Origin of the sequence: Bradyrhizobium sp. 482_C4_N1_8, assembly GCF_052075965.1 — a bacterium.
In the GTDB taxonomy this organism is placed as follows: domain Bacteria; phylum Pseudomonadota; class Alphaproteobacteria; order Rhizobiales; family Xanthobacteraceae; genus Bradyrhizobium; species Bradyrhizobium barranii.
In genome coordinates this window covers 5,170,879-5,194,591 of record NZ_CP197231.1, presented here as the reverse complement: position 1 = coordinate 5,194,591, position 23,713 = coordinate 5,170,879, and the positions used below count along the sequence as shown (strand labels likewise).

Here is a 23,713-nt window from a genome sequence, read left to right as displayed (position 1 = left end):
CGGCTCTGCGCAGCAGCGTAAGAACGCTGCAGCGCGTCCGGAACACAAGACCACCGCCGTCGCCTACAGCCCCGTCGACGCCTCGATCCTGAACTGCGCCAGCGCGACGATCGGCTCGCTGTTCAGTGCGTCCATGAGCTGAAGCACCGGCACCTTGCCGAGCGGGGTCAGCTTGATCGTCAGCGTCTGACCTGAGGTCTCGACGAAGCCGGCGAGTGCATCGACCGCCGCTTTGGCATCGAGATTGGCGGCCGTGACCTTCTCGCCCTGCGCGCGGATCATCTCGGCGATGGTACTGCGGGCGGCGTCGCGGCTGACATTTTGCATGCGCGAGAACTGCGCCACGACGAGATCGACGACGCCGCTGTCACGCAGGGAGAGTTCGAGCGTGCCGGTCTCGACCTGCGCCATCTCACTCATAGCCTCCATCGGGTCGGTCATGGTGAACAGGCCGCGCGGCACATTGGCGAGCGCGAAGCGGGCCTGCGCCTTGGCGAGGTTGCCGAGATCAATGGTGGCGGGCGCAAGCGCAAACGCGCCCGAGGACTCCGTCCAGGCGGCGCCGAGATCGAGGTCGATCGCCAGCTTGTCCACGCCCGCCATGATCAGCGGCCGCTGCGCCGGATTGGAGGGATCGGTCGGCGTGACCATCTTCACGACCAGATTGGCCTTGCTCGGGATCGATCCGACCAGCTGGCCCCAATTCAGGCTGATCGTGTCGATGGTGACGAGCTGCCGCGTGTTCTTGAAGGGCGAGACCACGCCCTTGATCTCGGCACCTTCGAGCACCCGGAACAAGCCCAGCATCTGGTCGGGCGAGGGCGCCTGCCCGGGATTGCTGAGGCCAGCGGCCCAGCGCATCAGGTTCGTAATGCTGAACGATTTGAGCGCGAAGCGCTCCATCTTGAACTGCCCTTGCGGCGACGGCGTATCGACGCCCTCGACGGCGAACTCGCCCTCGCGGTACCTGACCGCATTGATCTTGGCTGTTCCCTGCGGCGTCCCGATCGACGTCTTGCCCATCTCGGCCTTGCCGATGCGAACACCCTCGTAGACCCCGGCGAGCTTCTCCAGCAGCTCGCGCGCCTGCGCCGGCGTCTGGGGCGCCGATTGATCCTGCGGCAGCGCGGCGAGCACGTCGGCCAGCCGGAATTTCGACGGCTGCACGGCGATGTCCTCGATGGCGAAGCCGTCGATATCGACGCGAATCGCCTGTGCCGATTTGAGCGTGTACGGGCCTGCCGAGACTTGCCGGTAGACCCGGCGATAGTTGTCGTCGCCGCTCGTCTGCGGATCGAGCGCCGCGAGGATCGCGGTGGCATCGAAATCGTTGACGATGATGTTCGACAGCTCGCCTGTCAGCTTGTCCGGCTTGCCTGGCTGCTTCACCTCGACCGAGATGACGGCGCGGTCGGCCTTCATCGCATCGATCTTGCCGTGCTTGAGGTTCTGGATCGCCAGCCCGGTATAGGTGAACTCGCCGCTGCCGGCGGCAGCGTTGCCGGAATCGAAGCTCATCGTCAGTGTCGGGGCCGTAAGCGACGAGGCCGTGACGCCCGTGTACTGGCTGAGCGCATAGCGGTACATCTCGATCAGGGAGTTGTCCGCTGGCGCAGCCGCGGCGTGAACGGGACCGGCGTAGTCGCGCATCGTCAATTGCGGGATCTTGTAGGAGACCTTCAGTTTTGCCGGGGGAGCCTGGTCCAGTGCGACCTCAACACCGGTGATGTCGATGCTGTCGGCCGAAAACCTGATATCGTCGACCAGGCGAACGCCCGTCCCTTTGATGCCGGCGATCTTGATCTGCGCCTGCGGCAGGTTGCCGGGAGTGACCGCGATATCCTCGATCGTCAGCGTCCGGGTCGCGAGCTCGAACGTGATCTTGCCGTGGCTCGCCTTGCCGCCCTGTTGGCGCATCTGCTCGAACGCCGCCTCGACCTCGCTGGTCGCGCGGTGCTGGACATAGAGGTTGAAGCCGAACCATCCGCCCGCGGCAAGCACGGCTGCCACGATCAGGCCGATCAGGATTCGCTTCATTCCCAGCTCCAGTTGCCCGTTTTGCACTGCGCAACCTGCCATATTCGGGAAATGCCGCGCGGTCTAGGGAAAGCTAGCGCTATCAGGTATTTGACCATGCGCCCTGTTGATGGGGCCGTAATCGGATGTTGCCACCGGGGCGCCCGCCGTGCTTCATCCCGTTTCCATGACCCGGAAATACCGTCCGCTTGGGCGGCGGCTCCGGATGAGGCATTTTGAAGCCGGTAACGCGAGGCGAGACACCGCATGTCGTCTTATTCTGATGATCTCCACCAGGCGGCGCTGGCCTATCACCGTCTGCCGCGCCCCGGAAAGCTCGAGATCCAGGCGAGCAAGCCGCTCGCCAACCAGCGCGACCTCGCGCTTGCCTATTCTCCGGGCGTTGCCGCCGCCTGTACCGAGATCGCCAAGAACCCGGCGGAGGCCGCCACGCTTACCACCCGCGCCAATCTGGTCGCGGTGGTCTCCAACGGCACCGCGGTGCTCGGCCTCGGCAATATCGGCCCGCTGGCCTCCAAGCCGGTGATGGAGGGCAAGGCCGTCCTGTTCAAGAAATTCGCCGGCATCGACGTGTTCGACATCGAGATCGCCGCCGACACCATCGAGCGCGTGGTCGAGACCGTGGCGGCCCTCGAGCCGACCTTCGGCGGCATCAATCTCGAGGACATCCGCGGACCGGAATGTTTTGAGATCGAGGCGCAGCTGAAGGAGCGCATGAAGATCCCGGTCTTTCATGACGACCAGCACGGCACCGCCATCATCGTCGCCGCCGCCATCACCAATGGTCTCAGGCTGAACGGCAAGAAGCTGTCCGACGTCAAGATCGTCGCGTCGGGGGCAGGCGCCGCCGCGATCGCGACGCTCAACCTTCTGGTGTCGATGGGCGCGCAGCGCAAGAACATCTGGGTCTGCGACATCGACGGTCTCGTGCATGAAGGCCGCAACACCACGATGGATCGCTGGAAGGCGGTCTACGCGCAGAAGACCGACAAGCGCACGCTGGGCGACGTCATCGGCGGCGCCGACATCTTCATCGGGCTGTCGGCACCAGGGGTGCTCAAGCCGGAGATGGCCAAGGCGATGGGCGACAAGCCCCTGATCATGGCGCTCGCCAACCCGACCCCGGAGATCATGCCGGAGGAGGCGCGGAAGGTGCGCCCCGACGCCATGATCTGCACCGGCCGCTCCGACTATCCGAACCAGGTCAACAACGTCCTGTGCTTTCCGTTCATCTTCCGCGGCGCGCTCGACGTTGGCGCCAGCGCCATCAACGAGGAGATGAAGCACGCTGCCGTCGAGGCCATCGCGCAGCTCGCGCGCGAGGCGCCGTCGGATGCGGTCGCGCAAGGCTTTGACACCGGCGAAACGCAGGGCTTCGGCCCGGGCTCGCTGATCCCGAGCCCCTTTGATCCCAGGTTGATTCTGCGCATCGCGCCCGCCGTCGCCAAGGCGGCGATGGAGTCGGGCGTCGCGACGCGCCCCATCACCAACTTTGACGAATACACCGCGCTGCTCGAGCGCTTCGCCTTCCGCTCCGGCCTCGTCATGAAGCCGATGTTCGCCAAGGCCAAGACCCAGCCGGTGCGCGTGATCTACGCCGAAGGCGAGGACGAGCGCGTGCTGCGTGCCACGCAAGTGGTGCTGGAGGAGAAGCTGGCGACGCCGATCCTGGTCGGGCGTCCGTCGGTCGTCGAGGCGCGCATCAAGCGCTTCGGCCTGTCGATCAAGGCAGGCAAGGATTTCGACCTCGTCAATCCCGAGGACGATCCGCGCTATCGCTCCTATGTGCAGTCCTATGTCGAGGTTGCCGGCCGCCGCGGCGTGACGCCGGATGCGGCGCGTACGGTGGTGCGCACCAACAACACGGTGATCGCCGCGCTCGCGGTCATGCGCGGGGAGGCGGATGCCATGCTCTGCGGCGTCGAAGGCCGCTACATGCACCACCTCCGCCATGTCCGCGAGATCATCGGCTTCTCCGCGGGGATCATCGACTATGCGGCGCTGGCGCTGCTGATCACCAGCAAGGGCGCCTTCTTCATCGCCGACACGCAGGTTCGGCCCAATCCGAGCGCCGAGGAGCTCGCCGAGATCGCCTCGCTGGCGGCGGTCCACGTCCAGCGCTTCAACATCAAGCCTAAGATCGCCTTCGTCTCGCACTCGGATTTCGGCAGCTACGACACCGAGTCCTCGCGCAAGATGCGCCGGGCGACCCAGCTGTTGAAGGAGAAGCATCCGGAGATCGAGGCCGACGGCGAGATGCAGGGCGACACGGCACTTTCAGCTGCTGCGCGGAAAATGGTGCTGCCGCACTCGAAGCTGGAGGGCGAGGCCAACATCATGATCATGCCGAGCCTCGACACCGCCAACGTCGCCTATCAGATGATCAAGTCGTTGGCGGATGCGCTCCCCGTCGGCCCGATCCTGATCGGCCCGGCACGCCCCGCCCATATCCTCACGCCGTCGGTGACGGCGCGAGGCATCCTCAACATGACGGCCGTTGCGGTCGTGGAAGCGCAGGAGCGCGCTGCACGGCAGCAGCCGACGTTGTTTACGTAAGATGCCGTCTTACCCTCTCCCCCTGTGGGAGAGGGTGGATCGCGGCGTTAGCGGCGAGACGGGTGAGGAGTCTCTATCCACGAGTCCCACCGCTATTGAGCTCGCGGATAGATACCCCTCATCCGGCGCCATAGCCGAAGCTTCGCTTCGGCGTTCTTAAGAACGGCGGCCGCAGGCCGCCTATGCCACTTTCTCCCACAGGGGGAGAAGCTGCACCGCCCGTGCCGCCAACTTTGAATTGCTCGCAGTTCGCCATTTCCCCGTTTGTAAACCGGCGCACGACTCTTCATAATCGCCCGGTACTCTCGTGAAGATGCCTTTTTCAAAAAGCCTGAGCCAAGAGGCCGATCATGCCAGCGTTCGTGACTTTCGGGCGAATCCTGTTCGCCGTGCTGTTCATCTACACGGGCGCGACCAAGTTCTTTCCCCTCCAGGCGACGGCCGATTTCATCGCCACCAAGGTGGTGGTGCCTGAGGTCATCGAGTCCTACACCAAGCAGATCGAGACGGCGACCGCCATGACCACGCCGCAACTGCTGGCGATCGCGGCCGGCGGGCTTGAGATCATTGCAGGCCTGATGATTGCGCTGAACTTCGGCGCGCGCTTTTTCGCATTGCTCATGATCATCTACATCGCGGTTTCGACCGTCCTGTTCTCCGATTTCTGGAATCAGGCCGCGCCCGACAACGCCAGGATGGTGGTCGATGCGCTGAAGAATCTCTCGATCATCGGCGCGCTGTTCATGATCATGGGCTACGGCCGCGCTACGCGCTCAGCCGAGACGGCCTACGGCGACGTGTAAAGCGAGTTGATGGCTCGTCCGACAGCATCTCCGCCCGCGCCGAATATCGCGTCACCCATCTCGGGGCGCGAGACGATCTGGCGTCTGATTTCATGACCAGCCTGAGCGCGGGCGGCACGGTGCACACGCTGCGCGGCGTGCTGGCCTATCACCTTCCGACGCCGTAGCGCAGATCGCCTGCGCTAGACTCGACGCCACGGCGTCACCGTGACGTCATGCGCCGCGTCGAGCAGATACGGCGCCCCCGGCTTCATCCCGTGTGACGCCAGCACCTCATGCGGCGTCCGCTCCGGCACGCCGACAAAGCAGCCTTCGCCGCCGGGCAACCGCACATGCGGTGCTTCCGACAGCCAGAACGTGTCGTAGCGGTCCATGAACATGTCGAACACGACGGGGCCGCCGATGATTGCGACCGTGCCGGAGGCGACATCGGCGAAAGCGCAGGCCTCCTCGAAGCTCGCATGCTCGGGATTCCACAGCGTCGCGTTCGGCATCTCCGGGTCGACGGTGAGTGCCTTGATCTTGCGGGTGAGGATCAGCCGCTTGCGCTTCGGCGAATTCGGCTGCTGCTCGTGCGAGTGTCCGCCGTGCACGACGACCGCGGCTCGATCGAGCGCTTGCTCGAAAAAGCGCTTGTCGCCTTCGAACACCAACGTTGAGGGCATGATGTGCGACGGATCGGCAAGCATGCCGTCCGCCGATATGATGACGTAACCTTCAAACCGGAAAGACAATTGCGGTCTATTCCGAGACCGTCGTCACGACGGAATTGACCGGGCGCGTGCTCACCGTCGGCAGCTTGACGTCCTTGAGCAGCTCCTGGTCGTATTCCGGCAGCGTCGAGGCCGGGAACTTGGCGCGCATCGCCACGACCTTGTAGCCGCCGGCTTTCAGCCGCTTCAGCAACTCGGGCAGGGCTTCGGCGGTGTGCTTCTGGAAATCGTGCATCAGGATGATGCCCTTGCCCTTGGTGTCGAGCTTCTTCATGACGGTCTCGATCACCTTCTCGGGCTTCGAGGCCTTGAAGTCGAAGGAGTCGATGTCGCAGGAGAAGATCGCGACGTTGCGGTTGCCGAGATAGGTGACCATCTCCGGCGGGTGCTGGAGCGCCGGGAAGCGGAAGAACGGCGAGGGCGAGATGCCGCCGAGCGCCCACTTCACTGCGGAGAATCCCTTCTCGATCTCTTCCTTGCGCTGCGCTTCCGTGAGCTTCTTGTTGTTGAGGTTGGCGTGCGACCAGGTGTGGGCGCCGACGGTGTGGCCGGCCGCATAGACCTGCTTCAAGATCTCCGGCTCATAGGTCGCGTGCTTGCCGATCGAGAAGAAGATGCCGGTGGTGCATTCGTCGGCGAGAGCCTTCAACACGGCGGGCGTGTTCTTCGGCCAGGGGCCGTCGTCGAAGGTCAGCACGACCTCCTTGTCGCGCAGGAAGTCGAGCTCCTTGAAATGCTCGAAGCCGAAGCCCGGACCACCCGTGGTGTCGATCTCAACCGTGCGGGCGACGCCGAGCGCGCCGGGCGTGTTGCAGGCCGCGCGGGCGGGCTGGGGCGCCTGTTTGGGCGGGGGCGGGAAGGCCGCTTGCGTCGGCGCAGCGGCTGCCGCCGCGGGAGCGGGCGCCGGTGCTGCGGCGGGGGCTGCAGCAGGTGCCGCCTGTGTGGCGGCTGCGGGCTTTGCGGCCGGGGTCTGCGACCACGCTGCGCCTGCCATCGCAACCGACATCGCGCTTGCCAAAATCAGTCCTGCCGCCACACGCATGGTGTTGTCCTCGAGATTGATCCCGTTGTTCCGCCGCAGCTTTTCGCCTCTGGCAAAACCATCCTGCCCCTTGATAGTCCTAGCCTAGATGGTGGGCCCTCGTCATTGCAACGGCTGTTTGGCACCCCGCCACAATTGTGCCCAACCGGATGCGGGCTTGCGGGTGTCAGCTGTCGGCCAGCGCCTTCGCAATCGCCGTCTTGACCCGTGTGTCCGTCGGATCGACCGCAGACGGATACACCTCGGCAATGTAGCCGTCGCGCCCGATCAGGTATTTGTGGAAGTTCCAGCGCGGAACGTCGCGGGGGCGCGCCTCGGCCGCCCATTTGTAGAACGGATGCGCCTTGGCGCCGAGCACCACGGCCTTGGCCGCGATCGGGAAGGTAACGCCGTATTGGTGGTGTGCAGTCTCCGTGATCTCGCTGGTGCCGCCGGGCTCCTGGCCACCGAAATCGTTGGAGGGCACGCCGATCACGGTGAGCCCGCGCTCGCGAAACTCGCTCCAGAGCTCTTGCAGGCCGGCGTATTGCGGAGTGTAGCCGCAGAGCGAAGCAGTGTTGACCACCAGCAGCGGCTTGCCCGTGAACGCGGCAAGGCGGATGTCGTCGCCTGATAATGCAGGGAAGGAGAAGGCATAGGCCGAGATTCGGCTCATGCCGCCATCGGCACGGCTGCGTCCAGCAGACGCGGTAGTCGCGACCAGCGCGGCGAGCATGGTCCTGCGGTTCAGCATGGCAACGTCCCCCGACGTGATCCGGGACGCACCTTACTGCGTCGGCGCGACGCGCCTGGTCAACACCGCGTTATCGGACGCGGGGCGGCGCCACTTCGCTCGAAAGCGCTCTAGTACAGGCGGACGATGAAGTCGGTGCCTTCGCCGGTCTCGCCCTGGTTGATGCCCTGGTCGGAGACGATGATCGAGCCGCCCGATGTCAGCATCTCGTTGATCTTCGCCATGGTGTCCGCAGGGATCGAGATACGGTCGAGTGCCTCGGCTGGGCTGTCCGGCATGACCACGGGCTTGGCTGTAACGGGCTTGGCGGCGACGGGGATCACGGCGGCGCCACGCTGGCGGAGTGTCACGCGGCTGTCATCCTCGCGCGCGGCGGCGCGGGCGGAGACCGGCAGCGATACCACCGACCAACGCAACGCGTTGGTGTCGGTCTTGTCGACCTCCGCGGTGAACACGTGCGTGCCGAGCGGCCGGTCGCTCGCAGCGATCGTGACGGGAACCTCGAACAGCGGCGCAAAGTTCTGCCGCACGTAGAGCTTGGAGTCCTTGCGGCTGATGAACACCGCGATCTGGCCGGCCCGTTTGGGCGTCTCCGGCTTCGCGGCAGGCGCAGGATCAGCGACGCGGGTCTCGTCCTTCTTGGCGTCGGGCGAGGCGGCGAGCGCCGGTGCGGCAGCGGGCGCATCGGGCTTCTTCGCGGGCTCGGCGGCTTCAGCCTTGGGCGCTTCTGCAGTCTTGGGCGCTTCCGCGGCCTCAACGGGCTTTGCGTCGGTGCTTGCGGGTTTGGCTGCTTCTTCCGACTGCGGCTTGACCGGGGCAGATGCCTCGGCGCTCTTTTCAGACTTGGCCTCAACCTTGTCGGCTGGTGCGGCTGCTTCCGCGCGCGCCGGTGCATTGCCGGTGGTGGCATCCGACATCACGGTATGGCCGAGCGACGAACGCAGCTCGAGCGCGCTCTCCGCGCTGGCGGTCTTCGTCTCGACGGGTTTTGCTTCGCTGACTTTGGTTGGTGCGGCGCCCTTGTCGGCCTTGTCGCCGACATTGGTCTGCGGCTCCAGGCTGGCGGCGGGCTGCGGCGGCACGCGCACCGAGGCGAGCAGGGGATGCGAGAAATTTTGCGGCGACATCTGGCCGGGCGAGACGATCACGCGCGCGCCCATCCTGGTCCAGTTCCACATCTTCACCGCGAACGCCATCGGCATGCGGATGCAACCGTGCGAGGCCGGATAGCCCGGCAGCACGCCGGCATGCATGGCGATGCCGGACCAGGTGATCCGCTGCATGTACGGCATCGGCGCGCCGCTATAGATGTTGGACTGGTGGAATTTGTGCTTCTGGATCACGCTGAACACGCCCATCGGCGTCGAGTGGCCCTTCATGCCTGTCGACACCGCGGATTCCGCGAACACGCCGTTGGTGTCGTAGACCGTCACCTTCTGCCGATCGATCGACACGACGATCACGAGCGGACCTTGCGGCTTCGTGCCGGCTTCCTTCTCGGCGACGACCGCTTTCTTGCCAGCCGTACTGCGCTTCTGAGGCTTCTGCCGGGGAATGTCGGGATAGCGCTCCTGCCGGGCGGCGTAGGACCCGTCGGAGTAGTCGCTCCAGTAGTAGAACGCCGCGTCCGCCTGGCTGGTCAAGCCAATCGCACCCGCCGCCGTCAAAATGGCGACCTGCCACAGCCGGGCCGGCCTGGCAGAAAAACTGGCCCCGTTCACGCTATTCATTCCTCGAATCCACAATCCAACTCAGAAATTAGTCTCGCAGAGGGGATACGCGTTCACTAGCACGGCAGTTCTGCCGTCAGCGAATTTTGTCCATGACGTAGCAAAAAAGCCTCACGGAGCGGTAAACGGCGACCGCGTTGGCTCCCGGTCGTCTTCCTGACCGGCTGTCGCATGCCTACATTGCCGGGACTTGTTACCGGAGAACTTCATGTCATCTCGTTTCCCCGGTCTTTCCGGCATCCGCTTGAAAGGCCTTGCTTTATTCCTCCTGTTGCTCGCTGTCCCAGCGAGTTCTGCAATCGCCGCCGACGAGCCGGATCTGATCTTCCGCCGCTCGACGGTATTCAAATGGATGAGCCCGAATGACAAGCTCGCGACCTACGGCCTCGACGACCCCGAAGTCGAGGGCGTGGCCTGTCATTTCACGGTGCCGGAGAAGGGCGGCTTCAAGGGCTGGCTCGGCCTTGCCGAGGAGGTCTCGGATATCTCGCTGGCCTGCCGCCAGGTCGGTCCGATCAAGTTCAAGAACAAGATGGAGCAGGGCGACGACATGTTCCGCCAGCGCCGCTCGCTGTTCTTCAAGAAGATGCAGATCGTGCGCGGCTGTGACGCCAAGCGGAATGTGCTGGTCTACATGGTCTATTCGGACCGGCTGATCGAAGGCTCGCCGAAGAACTCGACCTCGACGGTACCGGTCATGCCGTGGGGACCGGCTGACGCCAACGTCCAGAAGTGCGGCGAGTTCTTCACTCAGTGACGCGCGTGCGTTCACTCAGTGACGCTCTTGCGTTCACTCAGTGACGAGAGTGCGGCTGGCGCGCGGTTTTGCGAGATGCGAGCCGGTCAGCCGCACGAATGCTTGTGGCGCGGCCTCGTGGCCGCGGTCCGACTGCAGCGACATCGCCCCGATTGAAGCGACGCGGCTGGGTCGCTGGTCGGCGCGGTCCGTCCGCAGGTCCGCGTCGCGCGGCGTTGCGCGATCTTGCGCCGTCATGATGGCATCCCTCAACTGAACGCGCCCGGTGGTTCCGGGCTTCTCGGTTTCGATGGCTTGGGTCGCAGTCGAATCGCGCCCGGTTCGACGGAACCCAGCCCCCGTTCGGGCTTCTCTTCAGCAGAAAAACGTAAAATGCATGTGAAGTGCGGAAGGCGTGCGTGTGACGGCGCGCAGTGTGGGTCTGCTTCCAAGCAGGGACAGAGCCTGCAAGGCCACTTTCAGGCGCGGCGCGACCCATTTGAAAAGACTGGGATTTTCCGCTGAATGTTTCGTCGCCTAGCGCGTGACGAAACAATTCTCACAAAGACGAAACCATTTTCCGCTTTTGGCGCATCACGCGCGAAACGACGCATGGTTATCAGCTTCACAACGACGACGCACCGCCGGCCAAGGAATTGGGACACGAGATCATGCGCACGCTCAGCTTCATCCTTGCCTTCGTTTTCGTGCTCGCCGGCTCTTCGTTCGCGGGGGCGCCGGACGGCAATCTCCCGGGTGTCGGCACCTTCCAGTACAGCGGCTCGCCGGTCACCACCACGGCGCCGCAGCCGATCGTGGTCGCTGCGCGTTTCTGATCGACAGCCAAGAAAATCAAAAGAAAAATCACAAGAAAAACCAGCCGATAAAGGCCATCATGATTGTCCGATTCTGCGCCGCAGCGTTCGTTTCGCTTCTGACGATCAGCGCTGCCCACGCGCAGGTTCGCGCTCCTTCGAGGCTACCGGATCCCCGCAGCGAGTTCATGCGTCAGTGTGCGCCGCGGATGCTCGGGCGCTGGGAGCATCCCGAGGAGGTCTGCGGCTGCCTGCATGATCACGCCGTTGCTGCCGTCGAGGACCGCGATCTGCGCGAGGCGCTGTTGCGCGGCATCAGCGAGACCGGCGTGCCAACGATCGAGACTGATTGGGTGCCCGCGTCCAAGCAGGGCGAGATCGGCTCGACCTTCACCAAGATCGCCAAACCGACCTTGCAGTGCATGTTCGACCCGGCGAAGTCGTAACCATCACTTCGATTTCGGACCGAAGCGCGGAACGCAGGCGATGGTCCGCGCGACGCCCTTGTCGGTCATTCTCGCACCGCGCACTTCCTTGACCTGCCCGGCGGGGCAGGTTCCGTCATCCACTTGCACGCGCTGGCCGAGCTTGAGATCGGTGATGTCCTGTTCACGTCCGACAGTGACGGCATGCGCCGCCGTCGCGAGGGCGACCGAGATCAGCAGCGAGAGGCAGGTCGCGCGGCGCAGCAGCATGATGTGAGGTCCCGGCATCGATGCCGCAATGTAGGGAGCGGCAGGCGATTCTCATAGTGAACGTTCGTCACGCCCGCCGGGCCGATTTGCTCCTCGCGCGCAAGGCGCCACGCGACTCCAGCGCGAGCCGTTCGGCGGAGGCCACGAGTTGCGGAACCGCGTGGCCGGAAAATCCCAGCACGAACCCGGGCAGGGGACGCGCGCGCGAATAGGTGTCGGCCAGTAGCCAGCCTTCCGCGCCTGCCGCCTGCTTCGCTTCTGCCGCCGCCGACAGCTCGACCGATGGATCGAACCGGGCGACGAGGTGCAGCCCTTGCGACGGCACAGGCACCGACAACGCGCCGTCGGATGCTGTTTCCAGGGTCTCAGCCAGCGCGTCGCGCGCCTCGCGATAGAGCTTTCGTACCCGCTTCAGGTTGGCGGCGAACGCGCCGGAATTGAGCATGTCGGCCACCGCGCCCTCCATCAGCGTGCCGGGAAAGCGGTCGAGCGCGGCGCGCGCGGCCGTGACGTCCGCGATCAGCCGCTCGGGCAGCGCGCAATAGCCGATGCGCAGGCCCGGAAACAGCGTCTTGGCGAACGTGCCCATATAGATCACGCGCTGGAGATGATCGATGCCGGCAAGCGACATCAACGGCGCGCCGTCATAGCGGAACTCGCTGTCGTAATCGTCCTCCAGCACGAAGGCGCCGGCCTGCTTCGCCCAATCCAGCAGCTCCAGCCGTCGCGGCATCGACATCTGCACGCCCAGCGGAAACTGGTGCGACGGCGTCACATAGGCCGCGCGTGCGGACGATACGGCGGTGCGGCCCTTGGCGACACGTATCCCGTGCTCGTCGACGGGGACGGGCACGGCGCGATAACCGCAATGCCAAATGGTGTTTCGCGCGGCGGGGTAGCCCGGGTCCTCGCACCAGACCTGATCGTTGGGCCTCAGGATCGCGCTCAGCACGATGCGCAACGCGTGCAGCGTGCCCGAGGTCAGCATGATCTGATCGGGGTCACAGCGCAGGCCACGCGCTGACAGCAGATGATCGGCGATCGCGGAGCGCAGCTCGCGGCTGCCGCGGGGATCACCATAGTGCAGATGCTCAGGTCCGAACGCGCGCATGCGCCGTCCGAGGAAGGCACGGAAGCGCTGCACCGCGCGCTCGTCGATATGGGTGCAGCCGAGCGAGAACGCGCCCTGCCGCGGTGCTTCGACCACGGCCTTCGGCTTCTTCGAATCGGCCGCAGGCGCCGGAATGCGCGCGGCGACGAAAGTGCCGGAGCCAACGGTCGCGTCGGCAAAGCCGTCGGCGATCAGCCGCTCATAGGCAGTGACGACGGCGTTGCGGCGGAAGCCGGTCTGCTTGGCCAGTGTCCGCGACGGCGGCAGCGGCTCGCCGGGTTTGACGAGGCCAGAGACGATCATGTCGCACAACGCCTGGTACAGCCGGTGCGCCGACGACGCGACCGCGGTGATGTGCGGGCCGGTGAGGTCGAGGGGCAACTCCGCCTTGGCGGGCGCGGGTGAATTGGTTGGAATTTTTCGCATGGAATTGGCACTATCGCAGACCAAATCCGCGGTTACAACTCTCCTGGAATTGTTCCAAGCCCGACAGGAGCGGCCGTGAGCCAAACTGAAAGCCAGAATTCCTATCCGACGTCAGCGCGCAACCAGGTCAAGCGCCGTCACGACCGCGGCTTCTACGATCACGACACCGTTCACCGCATCCTGGATTCCTCGATGCTCTGCCACGTCTCCTATGTCATCGACGGCCAGCCCTATTGCACGCCGACCTTCTTCTGGCGCGAAGGGACAAAACTCTATTGGCACGGCTCGAGCGCGAGCCGCATGCTGCGCAATCAGACCAGGGGCGAGCGCGTCTGCCTCACCGTTGCCCATCTCGACAGCCTCGTGCTGGCGCGTTGCGGCTTCAACCATTCCGCCGACTACCGCGCCGTGATGGCGTTCGGCACTGCCTATCTCGTCACCGATTCCGAGGAGAAGGAGCGGGCGGTGATCGCCATGGTCGATCGCTTCTTCCCGGACCGCACCGCGACCCTGCGTCAGAGCAACACGCAGGAGATCAAGGCGACCTCCTTCATCGCGATGGAGATCGAGGAGGCCTCGGCCAAAGTCCGCGCCAAGGGTGTCGCCGATGACGACGAGGACTACGAGTTGCCGATCTATGCCGAGTGCATCCCCGTGCGCACCGTCTTGGGCGCGCCGGAGCCGTGCTCGCGCCTGCTGGATGGTGTAACCCGGCCTGCGACGCTGAATGGCTATTCGGAAGGCCGGCTGCTCGAAGATGCATTGCGGGATGCTTATTTTGTGGAGTACCCGAACGGCTGAAATCGGCTAGCTTGCGCGCACCATTGACCAATTGGATGCTTGGAGTTGCCTGATGAATGCCGAAACGCAGCAGAGGATTCTTGACGCCGTCGATGTCGGCTTCGAAGCCCAGCTTGCGACCACAAGCGATTTCGTTGCGATCCCTTCGACCCGCGGGGCCGAGGGGCCGTGCCAGGACATGATCGGCGACCTCCTGCGCGAACGCGGCTACGAGGTCGACGACTGGCACATCGATGTCGATGACCTCAAGGATCTGCGTGGTTTCGGTCCGATCGAGCACGATTTCTCCAAGGCGCGCACGGTGGTGGGCACCTACCGCCCGCAAACGAACGGCGGCAAATCGCTGATCCTCCAGGGGCACTGCGACGTGGTGCCCGCGGGGCCGCTGGAACTGTGGGACACGCCGCCATTCTCGCCGGTCATCAAGGACGGCAAGATGTTCGGCCGCGGCGCCTGCGACATGAAGTCGGGCACGATCGGCGCGCTCTACGCGCTGGATGCGATCAAGGCGGCGGGTTTCAAGCCGACGGCGCGGATCCACTTCCAGTCCGTGATCGAGGAGGAGAGCACCGGCGTCGGCGCGCTCTCGACATTGCAGCGCGGCTATCGCGCCGACGCCTGCTTCATCCCGGAGCCGACCGGCGGCAAGATGGTGCGCTCGCAGGTCGGCGTGATCTGGTTTCGCCTGCGCGTGAAGGGCCATCCGACCCACGTTGCCTTCGCCGGCTCCGGCGCCAACGCAATCATGGCGGCCTATCATTTGATCCAGGCGCTGCAGAAACTCGAGATCGAATGGAACGAGCGCGCGAAAGCCGATCGGTACTTCAAGACGCTGAACCATCCCATCAACTTCAACCCTGGCATCATCAAGGGCGGCGACTGGGCCTCCAGCGTGCCGGCCTGGTGCGACGTCGATTGTCGTATCGCCGTCCTGCCGGGCTGGTCGATCGCCGATCACCAGAAGGAGATCATGGCCTGCGTTGCGGCTGCCGCGCGCAACCACCGCTTCCTCGCCAACAATCCGCCGGAGGTCGAATGGTCGGGCTTTTTGTCGGAGGGGTATGAACTGACCGACGCCGCGGCGCCCGAGGCCGCGTTCGGCAAGGCCTTCAACACCGTCTATGGCGGCGAAATCCAAGACCTCGTCTTCACCGCGCTCACCGACACCCGCTTCTACGGTCTCAATCACGGTATCCCGAGCCTCTGCTTCGGCGCGAGCGGCGGCGAGATGCACGGCTTCAACGAATTCGTCGACCTGGAGTCGCTGAAGAAGTCGACCAAGGCGATGGCCCTGTTCATCGCGGATTGGTGCGGGGTGGAGAAGGCGTAGGTCTCTCCGCCGTCATTGCGAGGAGCCCTTGCGACGAAGCAATCCAGAGCGTCGCTGCGGAAGCAGACTGGATTGCTTCGCTGCGCTCGCAATGATGGGCGGACGGTCCTGTAGGGTGGGCAAAGGCGCCCTTGCGCCGTGCCCACCATCTCTCTTCGATCTTGCGCGAAAGGGTGGGCACGCTTCCGCCTTCGCTCTTCGAGCTACGGCGGACAAATCGCTTTGCCCACCCTGCGGCACCTCGGTTGGAGCGCCCACTGCCTGAAACACGGGCGCGATCAAATACTTTAAGCTTAAAAGAAAGACTAGGACGCCGTCCTGACTGGTGGCAGACTGGCGCCCGGTTCGACGGCCGAATCCTAGGGTGTCACGATGCGCGATTGGGATGATGCTTATGCCAATTCGGCCCATATCCCGGGCTCGGACAAGATGCCGGCCCAATGGGCGGAGCGGGCGGCGGCTTACCGCGCCGGCCTGAAAGACTTCCGCGCGGACGTCTCCTACGGCCCGGGCGAGCGCCAGCGTCTCGACCTGATCCTGCCCGACGGCGACAGCAAGGGCCTCGTCGTCTTCGTGCACGGCGGCTACTGGATGCGCTTCGACAAGTCGACCTGGACCGATCTGGCCGAAGGCGCGCGGCATCACGGCTGGACGGTGGCGCTGCCGAGCTACACGCTGACGCCGGCCGCCCGCATCTCCGACATCACCGCAGAGATCACCGCCGCGATCGCCAAGGCGGCTTCGCTCGTTTCCGGCCCGATCCGGCTCGCCGGCCATTCCGCGGGCGGCCATCTCGTCACGCGCATGCTGTGCAACGACAGCCGGCTCGAGCCTGCCGTCTACAACCGCATCGCCGGCACGCTCTCGATCAGCGGCTTGCATGATCTGCGACCGCTGCTCAAGACGAAGATGAACGACACGCTACGCATGACCATGGAGGAGGCGACGCTTGAAAGCGCGGCGCTGCACCTGCCGCTGGGACATTCGCCGGTCACGGCCTGGGTCGGCGGCGGTGAGCGGCCCGAATTCATGCGCCAGTCCGATCTGATCGCCAATGTTTGGACCGGTTTCGACGTGCCGACGCGCCTCGTCGTCGATCCCGGGCTCAACCATTTTACGGTGATCGACGGACTGAAGGATCCGTCGTCCCCGATCACCGCGCGCCTGATCGGCCTCGACTGACGCGGCGAGGATCGATCGATCGAAAGGGCCTGCCATGACGTCCAGCGATTACGATCCCACGAGCGAAGGCGCCGAGACCGATTTCGCCCGGCGTATGTCCTACGGCGACTATCTGGCGCTGGACGCGATCCTCGGCGCGCAGCATCCGCTCTCGGAGGCCCATGACGAGATGCTGTTCATCATCCAGCATCAGACCACGGAGCTGTGGATGCGGCTTGCCATCCACGAGCTCAGCGCTGCGCGCCGCGCCATCGCCAGGGACGAAGTGCAGCCCGCGATGAAGATGCTGGCGCGGATGTCGCGCATCTTCGAGCAGCTCAACGGCGCCTGGGACGTGCTGCGCACCATGACTCCCAGCGAGTATACGCGTTTCCGCTCGCAGCTTGGCCAGTCCTCGGGCTTCCAGTCGCGCCAGTACCGGCTGATCGAATTTCTGGTCGGCAACCGCAACCACGCCATGCTCAAGCCGCACGCGCACGACGTGGAAACGACCAGGGTGCTCGAAGGCGAGCTTGCCACGCCGAGCCTGTACGACGAGGTGCTGCGGCTCGCCGACCGCAACGGGCTCAAGATGCCCGCGTCCGTGCTGGCGCGCGACGTTCGCGAAACCCACAGCTTCAACGAGGGCGTGCTCCAGGCCTGGCGGATCGTCTACGAAGCGCCGGAGACGCATTGGATGCTCTACGAGCTTGCCGAGAAGCTGGTCGACTTCGAGGACTACTTCCGGCGCTGGCGCTTCAACCATGTCACGACGGTCGAGCGCGTCATCGGCTTCAAGCGCGGCACCGGCGGCACCGGCGGCGTCAGCTATCTCAAGCGCATGCTGGAGGTCGAGCTGTTCCCCGAGCTCTGGCGCGTCCGCACGATTCTGTAGAGATCCCATGACCAAGCTTCGCGTCTATGACGACACCAGGGCCTTGTTCCATTTGCCTGAGGGCGTGATCTATCTCGACGGCAATTCGCTCGGCGCGCTGCCGCTGGGCGTTGCCGAGCGCGTCGGCAACGTCATCACGGCCGAGTGGGGCAACGAGCTGATCCGCGCCTGGAACAGTGCGGGCTGGTATGCCCAGCCGCGCCATGTCGGCGACCGCATCGCGCGATTGGTCGGTGCGGAAGCCGGCTCCGTGATGGTCGGAGACACGCTGTCGCTCAAGGTCTACCAAGCACTCGCCGCCGCGCTCGACATGAACGCCTCGCGCAAGGTGGTGCTATCGGACACCGGAAACTTTCCGACCGATCTCTACATGGCCGAGGGCCTGATCGCGACGCTCGGCCGCGGCCATCAATTGCGCCTGGTGGCGCCGGAGGAGATCGAGGCCACGTTGTCGGAGGAGATTGCGGTCCTCTACATCACCGAGGTCGACTATCGCACCGGACGGCGCCACGACATAGCGACGCTCACCGCGAAGGCGCATGCGCTCGGCATCGTCACGGTCTGGGACCTCGCGCATTCGGCCGGCGCGCTGCCGGTCGATCTCGCTGGCTGCGGTGCCGATTTCGCCGCCGGCTGCACCTACAAATATATCAACGCCGGCCCCGGCGCGCCGGCCTTCCTCTACGTCGCGCCGCGCCACGCCGACGGCGTGCGCGCCGCGCTGTCGGGGTGGATGGGCCACGCCAAGCCGTTTGCGTTCGAGCTTGGCTACGCGGCGGCCGGCGGCGTCGAGCGCATGCGCGTCGGCACTCCGCCGGTGCTCGCAATGGCGGCGCTGGAGGCCTCGCTCGACATCTGGGACAGGGTCGACCTTCGTGAGGTCCGTGCGCGTTCGCTCGCCCTTGGCGATCTCCTGATCGCCGAGGTCGAACGCCGCTGCCCCGAGCTCAAGCTCGTCACCCCGCGCGCGCACGAGCACCGCGGCTCACAAGTCTCCTTCGCGTTCGACGGCGGCTACGCCGCCATGCAGGCCCTGATCGCCCGTGGCCTCATCGGCGATTTCCGCGCGCCTGACATCATGAGGTTCGGGATTACACCGCTCTACATTGGGGAGAGCGAGATCATGCGAGCAGCCGAGATCATCGAGGAGGTGATTGCAGGCGAGGTCTGGCGTCGGCCGGAATATCAGGTCGTGAACGCGGTGACCTGAAGAAGGTCTCGTGCCCCGGACGCGGCGCAGCGCCCCCGGCAATGCGAAGCATCGTCCGGTGCGGTGCGCTGCAGAGCCGGGGCCCACGCTGCACTGAACTCCGTATCGAGACGGGTCCCAGCTCTGCGCAGCAACGCTGGCGCGTTGCAGCGCGTCCGGGACACGAGAGCCGCGATCAAGCTATTTGAGTCTACCCCACAAGGCCGTCACGATCGCATCGAGCCCATCCGTCAGCGCCGCCGGCCCCGGCTGCAAGATGATCGGCGACTTGATCTCGACGATGCGGTCGTCGCGCACGGCGGGGATCTCGTTCCAGCAATCGCGCGCGCGGATGCGGGCAGGGACGACCTTCTTGCCGCACCAGGAGGCAAGGATCACGTCGGGCGCTGCCTCGCGCACCGCCTCCGCCGAGACGATGCGATCCTTTGCCGCCTGCCGATGTCGCAATTCCTGAAACACATCCTGACCGCCGGCGATCTCGATCAACTCGGACACCCAGCCGATGCCGGAGATCAACGGATCGTCCCATTCCTCGAAATAGACCTTTGGCCGCGCCGAGGGGCGAGGTGTTGCCGCCATCTCTGCGAGGCGCCGTTCGAGATCACGGGCAAGGCCTTCGGCGCGTTCAGCGGCGCCGACCAGCGCACCAAGTGTCCGGATCATCGCCAAAATCCCGGCGATGTCGCGCTGGTTGAAAACATGGACGTCGACGCTCGCGCGCACGAGATCGGCGACGATGCCGGCCTGGAGGTCGGAGAAGGCCAGCACCAGCTCCGGTTCCAGCGCCAGGATCTTCGGGATGTCTGCGGAGACGAAGGCCGACACCCGCGGCTTCTCCCGCCGCACCTGGGGCGGGCGGACGGCGTAGCCGGAGACACCGACGATGCGGTCCTGCTCGCCGAGCAGGTACAGCGTTTCGACCGTCTCTTCGGTCAGGCAGACGATGCGGCGGGGCGGGAAGTGGCGCATGGGAAGAGCATATGCGCAAATGCCGTCGCCGATGTCAGCAGGGCCATTACCTCGGACGTCATTGCTTTGCCGCCCGAAGCAATTCACGCTGAAACAACAATGAATTGGGAGGAGATCCGATGACGCCGCTCGAGAAACTTAAAGCGATGAAGATGCCGTTTGCCGAGCTCAAGGGCGTCGAATTCGTCGAGGCCGAGAAAGACCGCGTGGTGGCGCGGATGACGGTCAGGCCCGACCTCTGCACACTCCACCACACCATCCACGGCGGCGCGGTGATGGCGCTCGCCGATTCCGTCGGTGCCGCCGCGACCGTGATCAATCTGCCGGAGGATGCCAAGGGCACCACGACGCTCGAGAGCAAGACCAACTTCATCGGTGGGGCGAAGGAGGGAACCACGGTTATCGCCACGGCTACACCGGTCCATCGGGGACGGCGGACCCAGGTCTGGAGCACCCGGCTGGAGACCGAGGACGGCAAGCTGGTTGCCGTGGTGACCCAGACCCAGCTGGTCCTCGTATGACTACGGGGGCTTGATTTTATTAACGAATTGGTCGCTTTCGATGCCTGAAACTTGGGCAGGTTCCCGTCTTGAAAAATATGCTGCGACGCACAATATTGGGGGCCTAGGGATTCGAACGCCTCCTCGAGGGACACCAAGAGGAGTTTTGACGTGGTACTTGACGTGGTACTTGAAGACACGACCCGCACGACGCCCGTTCCGGGCTATGTGCGGACCTTGAGCCAGCAGGAAGAATTGCCGCTTCTGCGCGATCACCTCCTGAGGCTTGATTCCGCAAGCCGGCACGACCGTTTCAACGGCTTTCTCGACGACAGCTTCATCGAGCGTTACGCCGCCCGCTGCGCCGAGGACGGCACCGTGATTGTCGCCTACATCGTCGACGGCGTGGTCCGCGGTGCGGCCGAGCTGCATCCGCCGGAGGACGATTCGTTGCCGGAGGTCGCCTTCAGCGTGGAAGCCTCGGCACGGCGCCAGAATGTCGGCACCATCTTGTTCAGCCGGCTGATCGCGGAAGCGCGCTGGAAAGGCTACAAGCGCCTGCGCATCACGACCGGCGCCGAGAATCACGCCATGCGGGCGCTCGCCAGGAAGTTCGGGGCGAATCTGCAATTCCGTCATGGCGAATCGACCGGCACGATCGATCTCGCCAAGACGCCCGAGGCCGAGCTCGCTGAACTCGCGGCCTCGCCCTTCACGGCCGGCCGCGCTCTTCTCAGCTTCAACTCGACCTGCTGGAAGATCATCTCCAGCATGTACGGCAATCGCGCCGCCTAAATCTAAAAGCGGACTGGAATCAAAAAGCGGACCGGCAAAACCGGTCCGCTTTCGTATTTGAGATGGGGAATTGAGCGCTCAGGTACCGGTGCGCTTGTCGTTGCCGAAGCGGCGGACGACACGGCGTTCGACCACCACCGAGCGCTGCGCACCCTGTTCGCCTGCGATCACGCGCGTGGCGGTGATGCGGCCGTTGGTGCGGGCCTGCTTCTTCACCTCGGCCTGCACGATTTCGAGCGGCATCCCCATCAGCGCTGCCGCGATCTCCGCCTGCTGCTCGTGATCGTCGGTGATGCCGACGGCGGCGAAGATCGCCTCGTCCAGGGTCGGCGGATCGTGGCGCACGCGCCGCGTGCCATATTTGGTGTTCCAGTCTGCGCTCATAACGGCCTCGGTTTGATGCCGGGATACCTAGTGCCGGAGATGTTGCATTGCAATATGAATTTGGTGTGGCATCACAGCTATGCGCTCACAGCTTTTCGAGCCTGTCGGCCTCATAGAGGTCGAGCGTGGTCGGCCCCGTGGCCAGCGAGCGCAAGGTGCGCACGAACTCGCCGGATGCAGGTACCGCAAAGTGGGCGGCGAGCGCGGTGCGGTCGGCCCATTGCTCGAAGAACACCAGCCTGAGCGGGTTCTCGCAGTCGACATGCACTGCATGTGAGATGCAGCCGGGTTCCTGTCGCGACCGATGAACATGCTCGAGGCTCAGGCGGCGCGCCTCGTCGAACGTTTCGGTGCGGACCGTTACGCTGCCAGTCACAACGATCATGCGATGTCTCCCGACGTGATTTCCGCTAGGGCGGCGATGCCTCGCGGGGCGTCTCTTTCATCGGTGCCTGCGGCCAGCGTGTCAGCGCCGCGTGTCCGGCCTCGGTCAGCCCGTAGATTCCCCGCTCAACGCGTTCGAACCAGCCATACACATTGCTAAGCAAGATCTTGCCGGCATCGGGACAGCGTTCGCGCAGTTCGCTCACGCGCCGCGGACCTCCCGCGAGCGCCGAGGCGCAGGCCAGCGCCTGCTGGCGATAGGCCGTCATGATCGGCGCGCGGGTGCTGCCACCGAGCACGGGATCGCCCTGGCGGCGCTGATGTTCGGCGACCAAGCGCGAACGGACCTTCGGCTCGCGGCGCGGCGCTGCCGTCGGCGGCTTCACCAGCACCTCGACCTGGCCGCGGTCAGTCACCCCAAGCATACCGAAGCCGAGGCGGCGGCAGAGATTGCGATAACGCGCATCGCTCTCGCGCCCCTTGCCGCGGATCGACATTTTTGCGGCGATCCAGACCTCGTCGGCTGCCGATGCACGATCGACCGCCTGGAGGATCAGCTCGAGATTGAAGGCGAGCTTGAGCTCGCCGATCACCACCACAGGCGGATCACCGGCGCTGAGACCGACGAGGTCGCAGCCGCCGATCTCGCCCTTGACCGTGAAGCCGAGCTCTTCGAGGAAGCGTTTGACGGGTAGATAAAGCGCGGTTTCCAAGGAAAGCGTCCGGGTCTTGCGTTCCGATCCGAGAATCAGTCGCGGCCAGTCTAGCCCGGAACGCAGTTGTGGCTCTGCGCCATTTGATCGGGAACCGATGGTGCGGTTATCCTGCGACCGGGACAGTCGGGCGCTTTACGAAGATGACGATCAGGAATGGCCTCTATCACATTCGCATCGAGATGCTGGATGCCGTCCAGGGCGGCAACCAGGGCGTCATGGTCCTGCGCGACGGCACCATGCGAGGTGGCGATTCATTCTTTTTCGCTTACGGCACCTACACCTCGGCCGACGGCAAGTGGAAGGGCGAGCTGACCAACGAGGAGCATTCGCCTTCGTTCGACGAGCGCCCGGTGTGGGGCCGCAAGGTCGTGACCATCGGATTCAGCGGCACCTACGCCGACGAGACCGCCTATGGCGAAGGCATTGCGCTCGCCGGCAAGCAGAGCATCCGCTTCAAAGGCAATCTGCGGCTATTAGTGCCGGACTAGACGCGGCCGCTCACCGGGATCAGCGCGCCGGTGACGCCGCTCGCGGCCTCGCTGGCGAGGAAGAGGATCACCTCGGCGAGTTCCTGCGGTGTCACCCATTTGGAGAAATCCGCTTTCGGCATGTCGGCGCGGTTGGCCTTGGTGTCGATGATCGACGGCAGCACCGCATTCACGGTCACCTTGCCCTTCCACTCGTTGGCAAGCGCCTCGGTGAGGCGATGCACGCCGGCTTTCGACGCCGCATAGGGGCCCATGCCGGAACCTGCCTGAAGCGCGCCCATGGCGCCGATATTGACGATGCGGCCGGCCCCGGATGCGGCGAGATGCGGCAGCGCCGCGTGCGAGGTGTTGAGGGCCGTCAGCACGTTGAGCGCATGCATGCGCTGCCACGTCTTGATGTCGCCGTCGCCCACGGTCTCGATCGCGAAGCCGCCGGCGATGTTGATCAGCGCATCCAGCCTGCCGAACTGCTTTGCCGCCGCCTCGACCGCCGTCTTCGCTTGCGCTGGGTCGGACAGATCGACGCCGCCGATCTCGATGCGCTCGGGCGTTGCCGACATCTGCGAGGGTGCGTGATCGATGCCGGCCACACGCGCGCCGCGCGCCAACGCTGTCTCGGCGACAACCTTGCCAAGTGCGCCGAGCGCGCCCGTCACGATCAGAACCTTGCCTTGCATCGTCGT

The 23,713-nt window shown here is 64.9% G+C and carries 26 protein-coding genes; 13 read left to right on the top strand and 13 right to left on the bottom strand.

Annotated elements, in window-relative coordinates; genetic code table 11:
- Positions 1 to 63: 63 nt before the first annotated feature.
- The gene (locus AB7Z56_RS25140; protein ID WP_354131222.1) at positions 64 to 2,037 is read right to left on the bottom strand and encodes a hypothetical protein; all 1,974 of its coding nucleotides are present in this window, start codon (positions 2,035 to 2,037) and stop codon (positions 64 to 66) included.
- A gap of 246 nt (positions 2,038 to 2,283) precedes the next feature.
- Here AB7Z56_RS25140 and AB7Z56_RS25135 point away from each other — a divergent pair, with 246 nt between their 5' ends.
- A complete protein-coding gene (locus tag AB7Z56_RS25135) occupies positions 2,284 to 4,593 on the top strand; it encodes an NADP-dependent malic enzyme (protein WP_063983646.1) in 2,310 nt (769 codons plus the stop codon).
- A 350-nt stretch (positions 4,594 to 4,943) separates the two neighbouring features.
- Entirely contained in the window at positions 4,944 to 5,396 is a 453-nt protein-coding gene (locus tag AB7Z56_RS25130) for a DoxX family protein (RefSeq protein ID WP_354131223.1), read from the top strand.
- A gap of 182 nt (positions 5,397 to 5,578) precedes the next feature.
- Here AB7Z56_RS25130 and AB7Z56_RS25125 read toward each other — a convergent pair whose 3' ends face one another.
- From AB7Z56_RS25125 to AB7Z56_RS25110, 4 genes are all read right to left on the bottom strand, one after another.
- On the bottom strand, positions 5,579 to 6,130 hold the full coding sequence (locus tag AB7Z56_RS25125; protein ID WP_028147792.1) for a dihydrofolate reductase: 552 nt from the start codon (positions 6,128 to 6,130) through the stop codon (positions 5,579 to 5,581).
- Between the two features lie 7 nt (positions 6,131 to 6,137).
- The gene (locus AB7Z56_RS25120) at positions 6,138 to 7,151 is read right to left on the bottom strand and encodes a polysaccharide deacetylase family protein (RefSeq protein WP_028147793.1); all 1,014 of its coding nucleotides are present in this window, start codon (positions 7,149 to 7,151) and stop codon (positions 6,138 to 6,140) included.
- A gap of 166 nt (positions 7,152 to 7,317) precedes the next feature.
- Entirely contained in the window at positions 7,318 to 7,884 is a 567-nt protein-coding gene (locus AB7Z56_RS25115; protein ID WP_247311262.1) for a glutathione peroxidase, read from the bottom strand.
- Positions 7,885 to 7,994: 110 nt separating this feature from the next.
- Entirely contained in the window at positions 7,995 to 9,614 is a 1,620-nt protein-coding gene (locus AB7Z56_RS25110; protein ID WP_354131224.1) for a L,D-transpeptidase, read from the bottom strand.
- 208 nt (positions 9,615 to 9,822) lie between these two features.
- Here AB7Z56_RS25110 and AB7Z56_RS25105 point away from each other — a divergent pair, with 208 nt between their 5' ends.
- On the top strand, positions 9,823 to 10,371 hold the full coding sequence (locus AB7Z56_RS25105) for a CreA family protein (RefSeq protein WP_028157500.1): 549 nt from the start codon (positions 9,823 to 9,825) through the stop codon (positions 10,369 to 10,371).
- 33 nt (positions 10,372 to 10,404) lie between these two features.
- Here the strand turns inward: AB7Z56_RS25105 and AB7Z56_RS25100 are convergent, their stop codons facing one another.
- Entirely contained in the window at positions 10,405 to 10,608 is a 204-nt protein-coding gene (locus AB7Z56_RS25100; protein WP_354131225.1) for a hypothetical protein, read from the bottom strand.
- A 413-nt stretch (positions 10,609 to 11,021) separates the two neighbouring features.
- Between AB7Z56_RS25100 and AB7Z56_RS25095 the strand changes: the two genes are divergently transcribed.
- Positions 11,022 to 11,186, top strand: coding sequence for a hypothetical protein (locus AB7Z56_RS25095; RefSeq protein WP_354131226.1), 165 nt, complete (start codon positions 11,022 to 11,024; stop codon positions 11,184 to 11,186).
- A 59-nt stretch (positions 11,187 to 11,245) separates the two neighbouring features.
- Positions 11,246 to 11,611, top strand: coding sequence for a hypothetical protein (locus tag AB7Z56_RS25090; RefSeq protein WP_063983641.1), 366 nt, complete (start codon positions 11,246 to 11,248; stop codon positions 11,609 to 11,611).
- A 3-nt stretch (positions 11,612 to 11,614) separates the two neighbouring features.
- On the opposite strand, the gene AB7Z56_RS25085 is transcribed toward AB7Z56_RS25090, so the two are convergent.
- Together AB7Z56_RS25085 and pdxR are read right to left on the bottom strand one after the other, a co-directional pair.
- Positions 11,615 to 11,860, bottom strand: a complete 246-nt coding sequence (locus tag AB7Z56_RS25085; RefSeq protein WP_071914551.1) for a DUF6719 family protein — start codon at positions 11,858 to 11,860, stop codon at positions 11,615 to 11,617.
- A gap of 67 nt (positions 11,861 to 11,927) precedes the next feature.
- Positions 11,928 to 13,397, bottom strand: a complete 1,470-nt coding sequence (gene pdxR / locus AB7Z56_RS25080) for a MocR-like pyridoxine biosynthesis transcription factor PdxR (protein ID WP_354131227.1) — start codon at positions 13,395 to 13,397, stop codon at positions 11,928 to 11,930.
- 75 nt (positions 13,398 to 13,472) lie between these two features.
- Between pdxR and AB7Z56_RS25075 the strand changes: the two genes are divergently transcribed.
- The 5 genes from AB7Z56_RS25075 (at position 13,473) to kynU (ending at position 18,794) form a co-directional block, all read left to right on the top strand.
- On the top strand, positions 13,473 to 14,198 hold the full coding sequence (locus AB7Z56_RS25075) for a pyridoxamine 5'-phosphate oxidase family protein (RefSeq protein ID WP_135216865.1): 726 nt from the start codon (positions 13,473 to 13,475) through the stop codon (positions 14,196 to 14,198).
- Between the two features lie 52 nt (positions 14,199 to 14,250).
- The gene (locus AB7Z56_RS25070) at positions 14,251 to 15,528 is read left to right on the top strand and encodes an ArgE/DapE family deacylase (protein WP_135216866.1); all 1,278 of its coding nucleotides are present in this window, start codon (positions 14,251 to 14,253) and stop codon (positions 15,526 to 15,528) included.
- 372 nt (positions 15,529 to 15,900) lie between these two features.
- The gene (locus AB7Z56_RS25065) at positions 15,901 to 16,710 is read left to right on the top strand and encodes an alpha/beta hydrolase (protein WP_135216867.1); all 810 of its coding nucleotides are present in this window, start codon (positions 15,901 to 15,903) and stop codon (positions 16,708 to 16,710) included.
- A 34-nt stretch (positions 16,711 to 16,744) separates the two neighbouring features.
- Positions 16,745 to 17,584: a tryptophan 2,3-dioxygenase gene (gene kynA / locus AB7Z56_RS25060; RefSeq protein WP_135216868.1), complete on the top strand. Its 840-nt coding sequence runs from the start codon at positions 16,745 to 16,747 to the stop codon at positions 17,582 to 17,584.
- A gap of 7 nt (positions 17,585 to 17,591) precedes the next feature.
- The gene (gene kynU, locus AB7Z56_RS25055; RefSeq protein ID WP_354131228.1) at positions 17,592 to 18,794 is read left to right on the top strand and encodes a kynureninase; all 1,203 of its coding nucleotides are present in this window, start codon (positions 17,592 to 17,594) and stop codon (positions 18,792 to 18,794) included.
- 180 nt (positions 18,795 to 18,974) lie between these two features.
- Here kynU and AB7Z56_RS25050 read toward each other — a convergent pair whose 3' ends face one another.
- Entirely contained in the window at positions 18,975 to 19,763 is a 789-nt protein-coding gene (locus AB7Z56_RS25050; protein WP_354131229.1) for a cobalamin-binding protein, read from the bottom strand.
- A gap of 119 nt (positions 19,764 to 19,882) precedes the next feature.
- Here AB7Z56_RS25050 and AB7Z56_RS25045 point away from each other — a divergent pair, with 119 nt between their 5' ends.
- Both AB7Z56_RS25045 and AB7Z56_RS25040 read left to right on the top strand, forming a co-directional pair.
- Positions 19,883 to 20,284, top strand: coding sequence for a PaaI family thioesterase (locus AB7Z56_RS25045; RefSeq protein WP_028157491.1), 402 nt, complete (start codon positions 19,883 to 19,885; stop codon positions 20,282 to 20,284).
- Positions 20,285 to 20,446: 162 nt separating this feature from the next.
- Complete coding sequence (locus AB7Z56_RS25040) at positions 20,447 to 21,058, top strand: GNAT family N-acetyltransferase (RefSeq protein ID WP_028147806.1); 612 nt, start codon at positions 20,447 to 20,449, stop codon at positions 21,056 to 21,058.
- A 78-nt stretch (positions 21,059 to 21,136) separates the two neighbouring features.
- On the opposite strand, the gene AB7Z56_RS25035 is transcribed toward AB7Z56_RS25040, so the two are convergent.
- The 3 genes from AB7Z56_RS25035 to AB7Z56_RS25025 all read right to left on the bottom strand — a co-directional run bounded on the left by AB7Z56_RS25035 (position 21,137) and on the right by AB7Z56_RS25025 (position 22,539).
- On the bottom strand, positions 21,137 to 21,442 hold the full coding sequence (locus tag AB7Z56_RS25035) for a hypothetical protein (RefSeq protein ID WP_135216870.1): 306 nt from the start codon (positions 21,440 to 21,442) through the stop codon (positions 21,137 to 21,139).
- Between the two features lie 85 nt (positions 21,443 to 21,527).
- Positions 21,528 to 21,827 (bottom strand): putative quinol monooxygenase, encoded by a 300-nt coding sequence (locus AB7Z56_RS25030; RefSeq protein WP_135216871.1) that lies wholly within the window; start codon positions 21,825 to 21,827, stop codon positions 21,528 to 21,530.
- Between the two features lie 25 nt (positions 21,828 to 21,852).
- On the bottom strand, positions 21,853 to 22,539 hold the full coding sequence (locus AB7Z56_RS25025; protein ID WP_135216872.1) for a DUF2161 domain-containing phosphodiesterase: 687 nt from the start codon (positions 22,537 to 22,539) through the stop codon (positions 21,853 to 21,855).
- 143 nt (positions 22,540 to 22,682) lie between these two features.
- On the opposite strand from AB7Z56_RS25025, the gene AB7Z56_RS25020 reads away from it, so the two are divergent.
- Entirely contained in the window at positions 22,683 to 23,030 is a 348-nt protein-coding gene (locus AB7Z56_RS25020; RefSeq protein ID WP_354131230.1) for a GrlR family regulatory protein, read from the top strand.
- Here AB7Z56_RS25020 and AB7Z56_RS25015 read toward each other — a convergent pair.
- Entirely contained in the window at positions 23,027 to 23,707 is a 681-nt protein-coding gene (locus AB7Z56_RS25015) for an SDR family oxidoreductase (protein ID WP_354131231.1), read from the bottom strand. The genes AB7Z56_RS25020 and AB7Z56_RS25015 overlap by 4 nt on opposite strands.
- Positions 23,708 to 23,713: the final 6 nt, after the last annotated feature.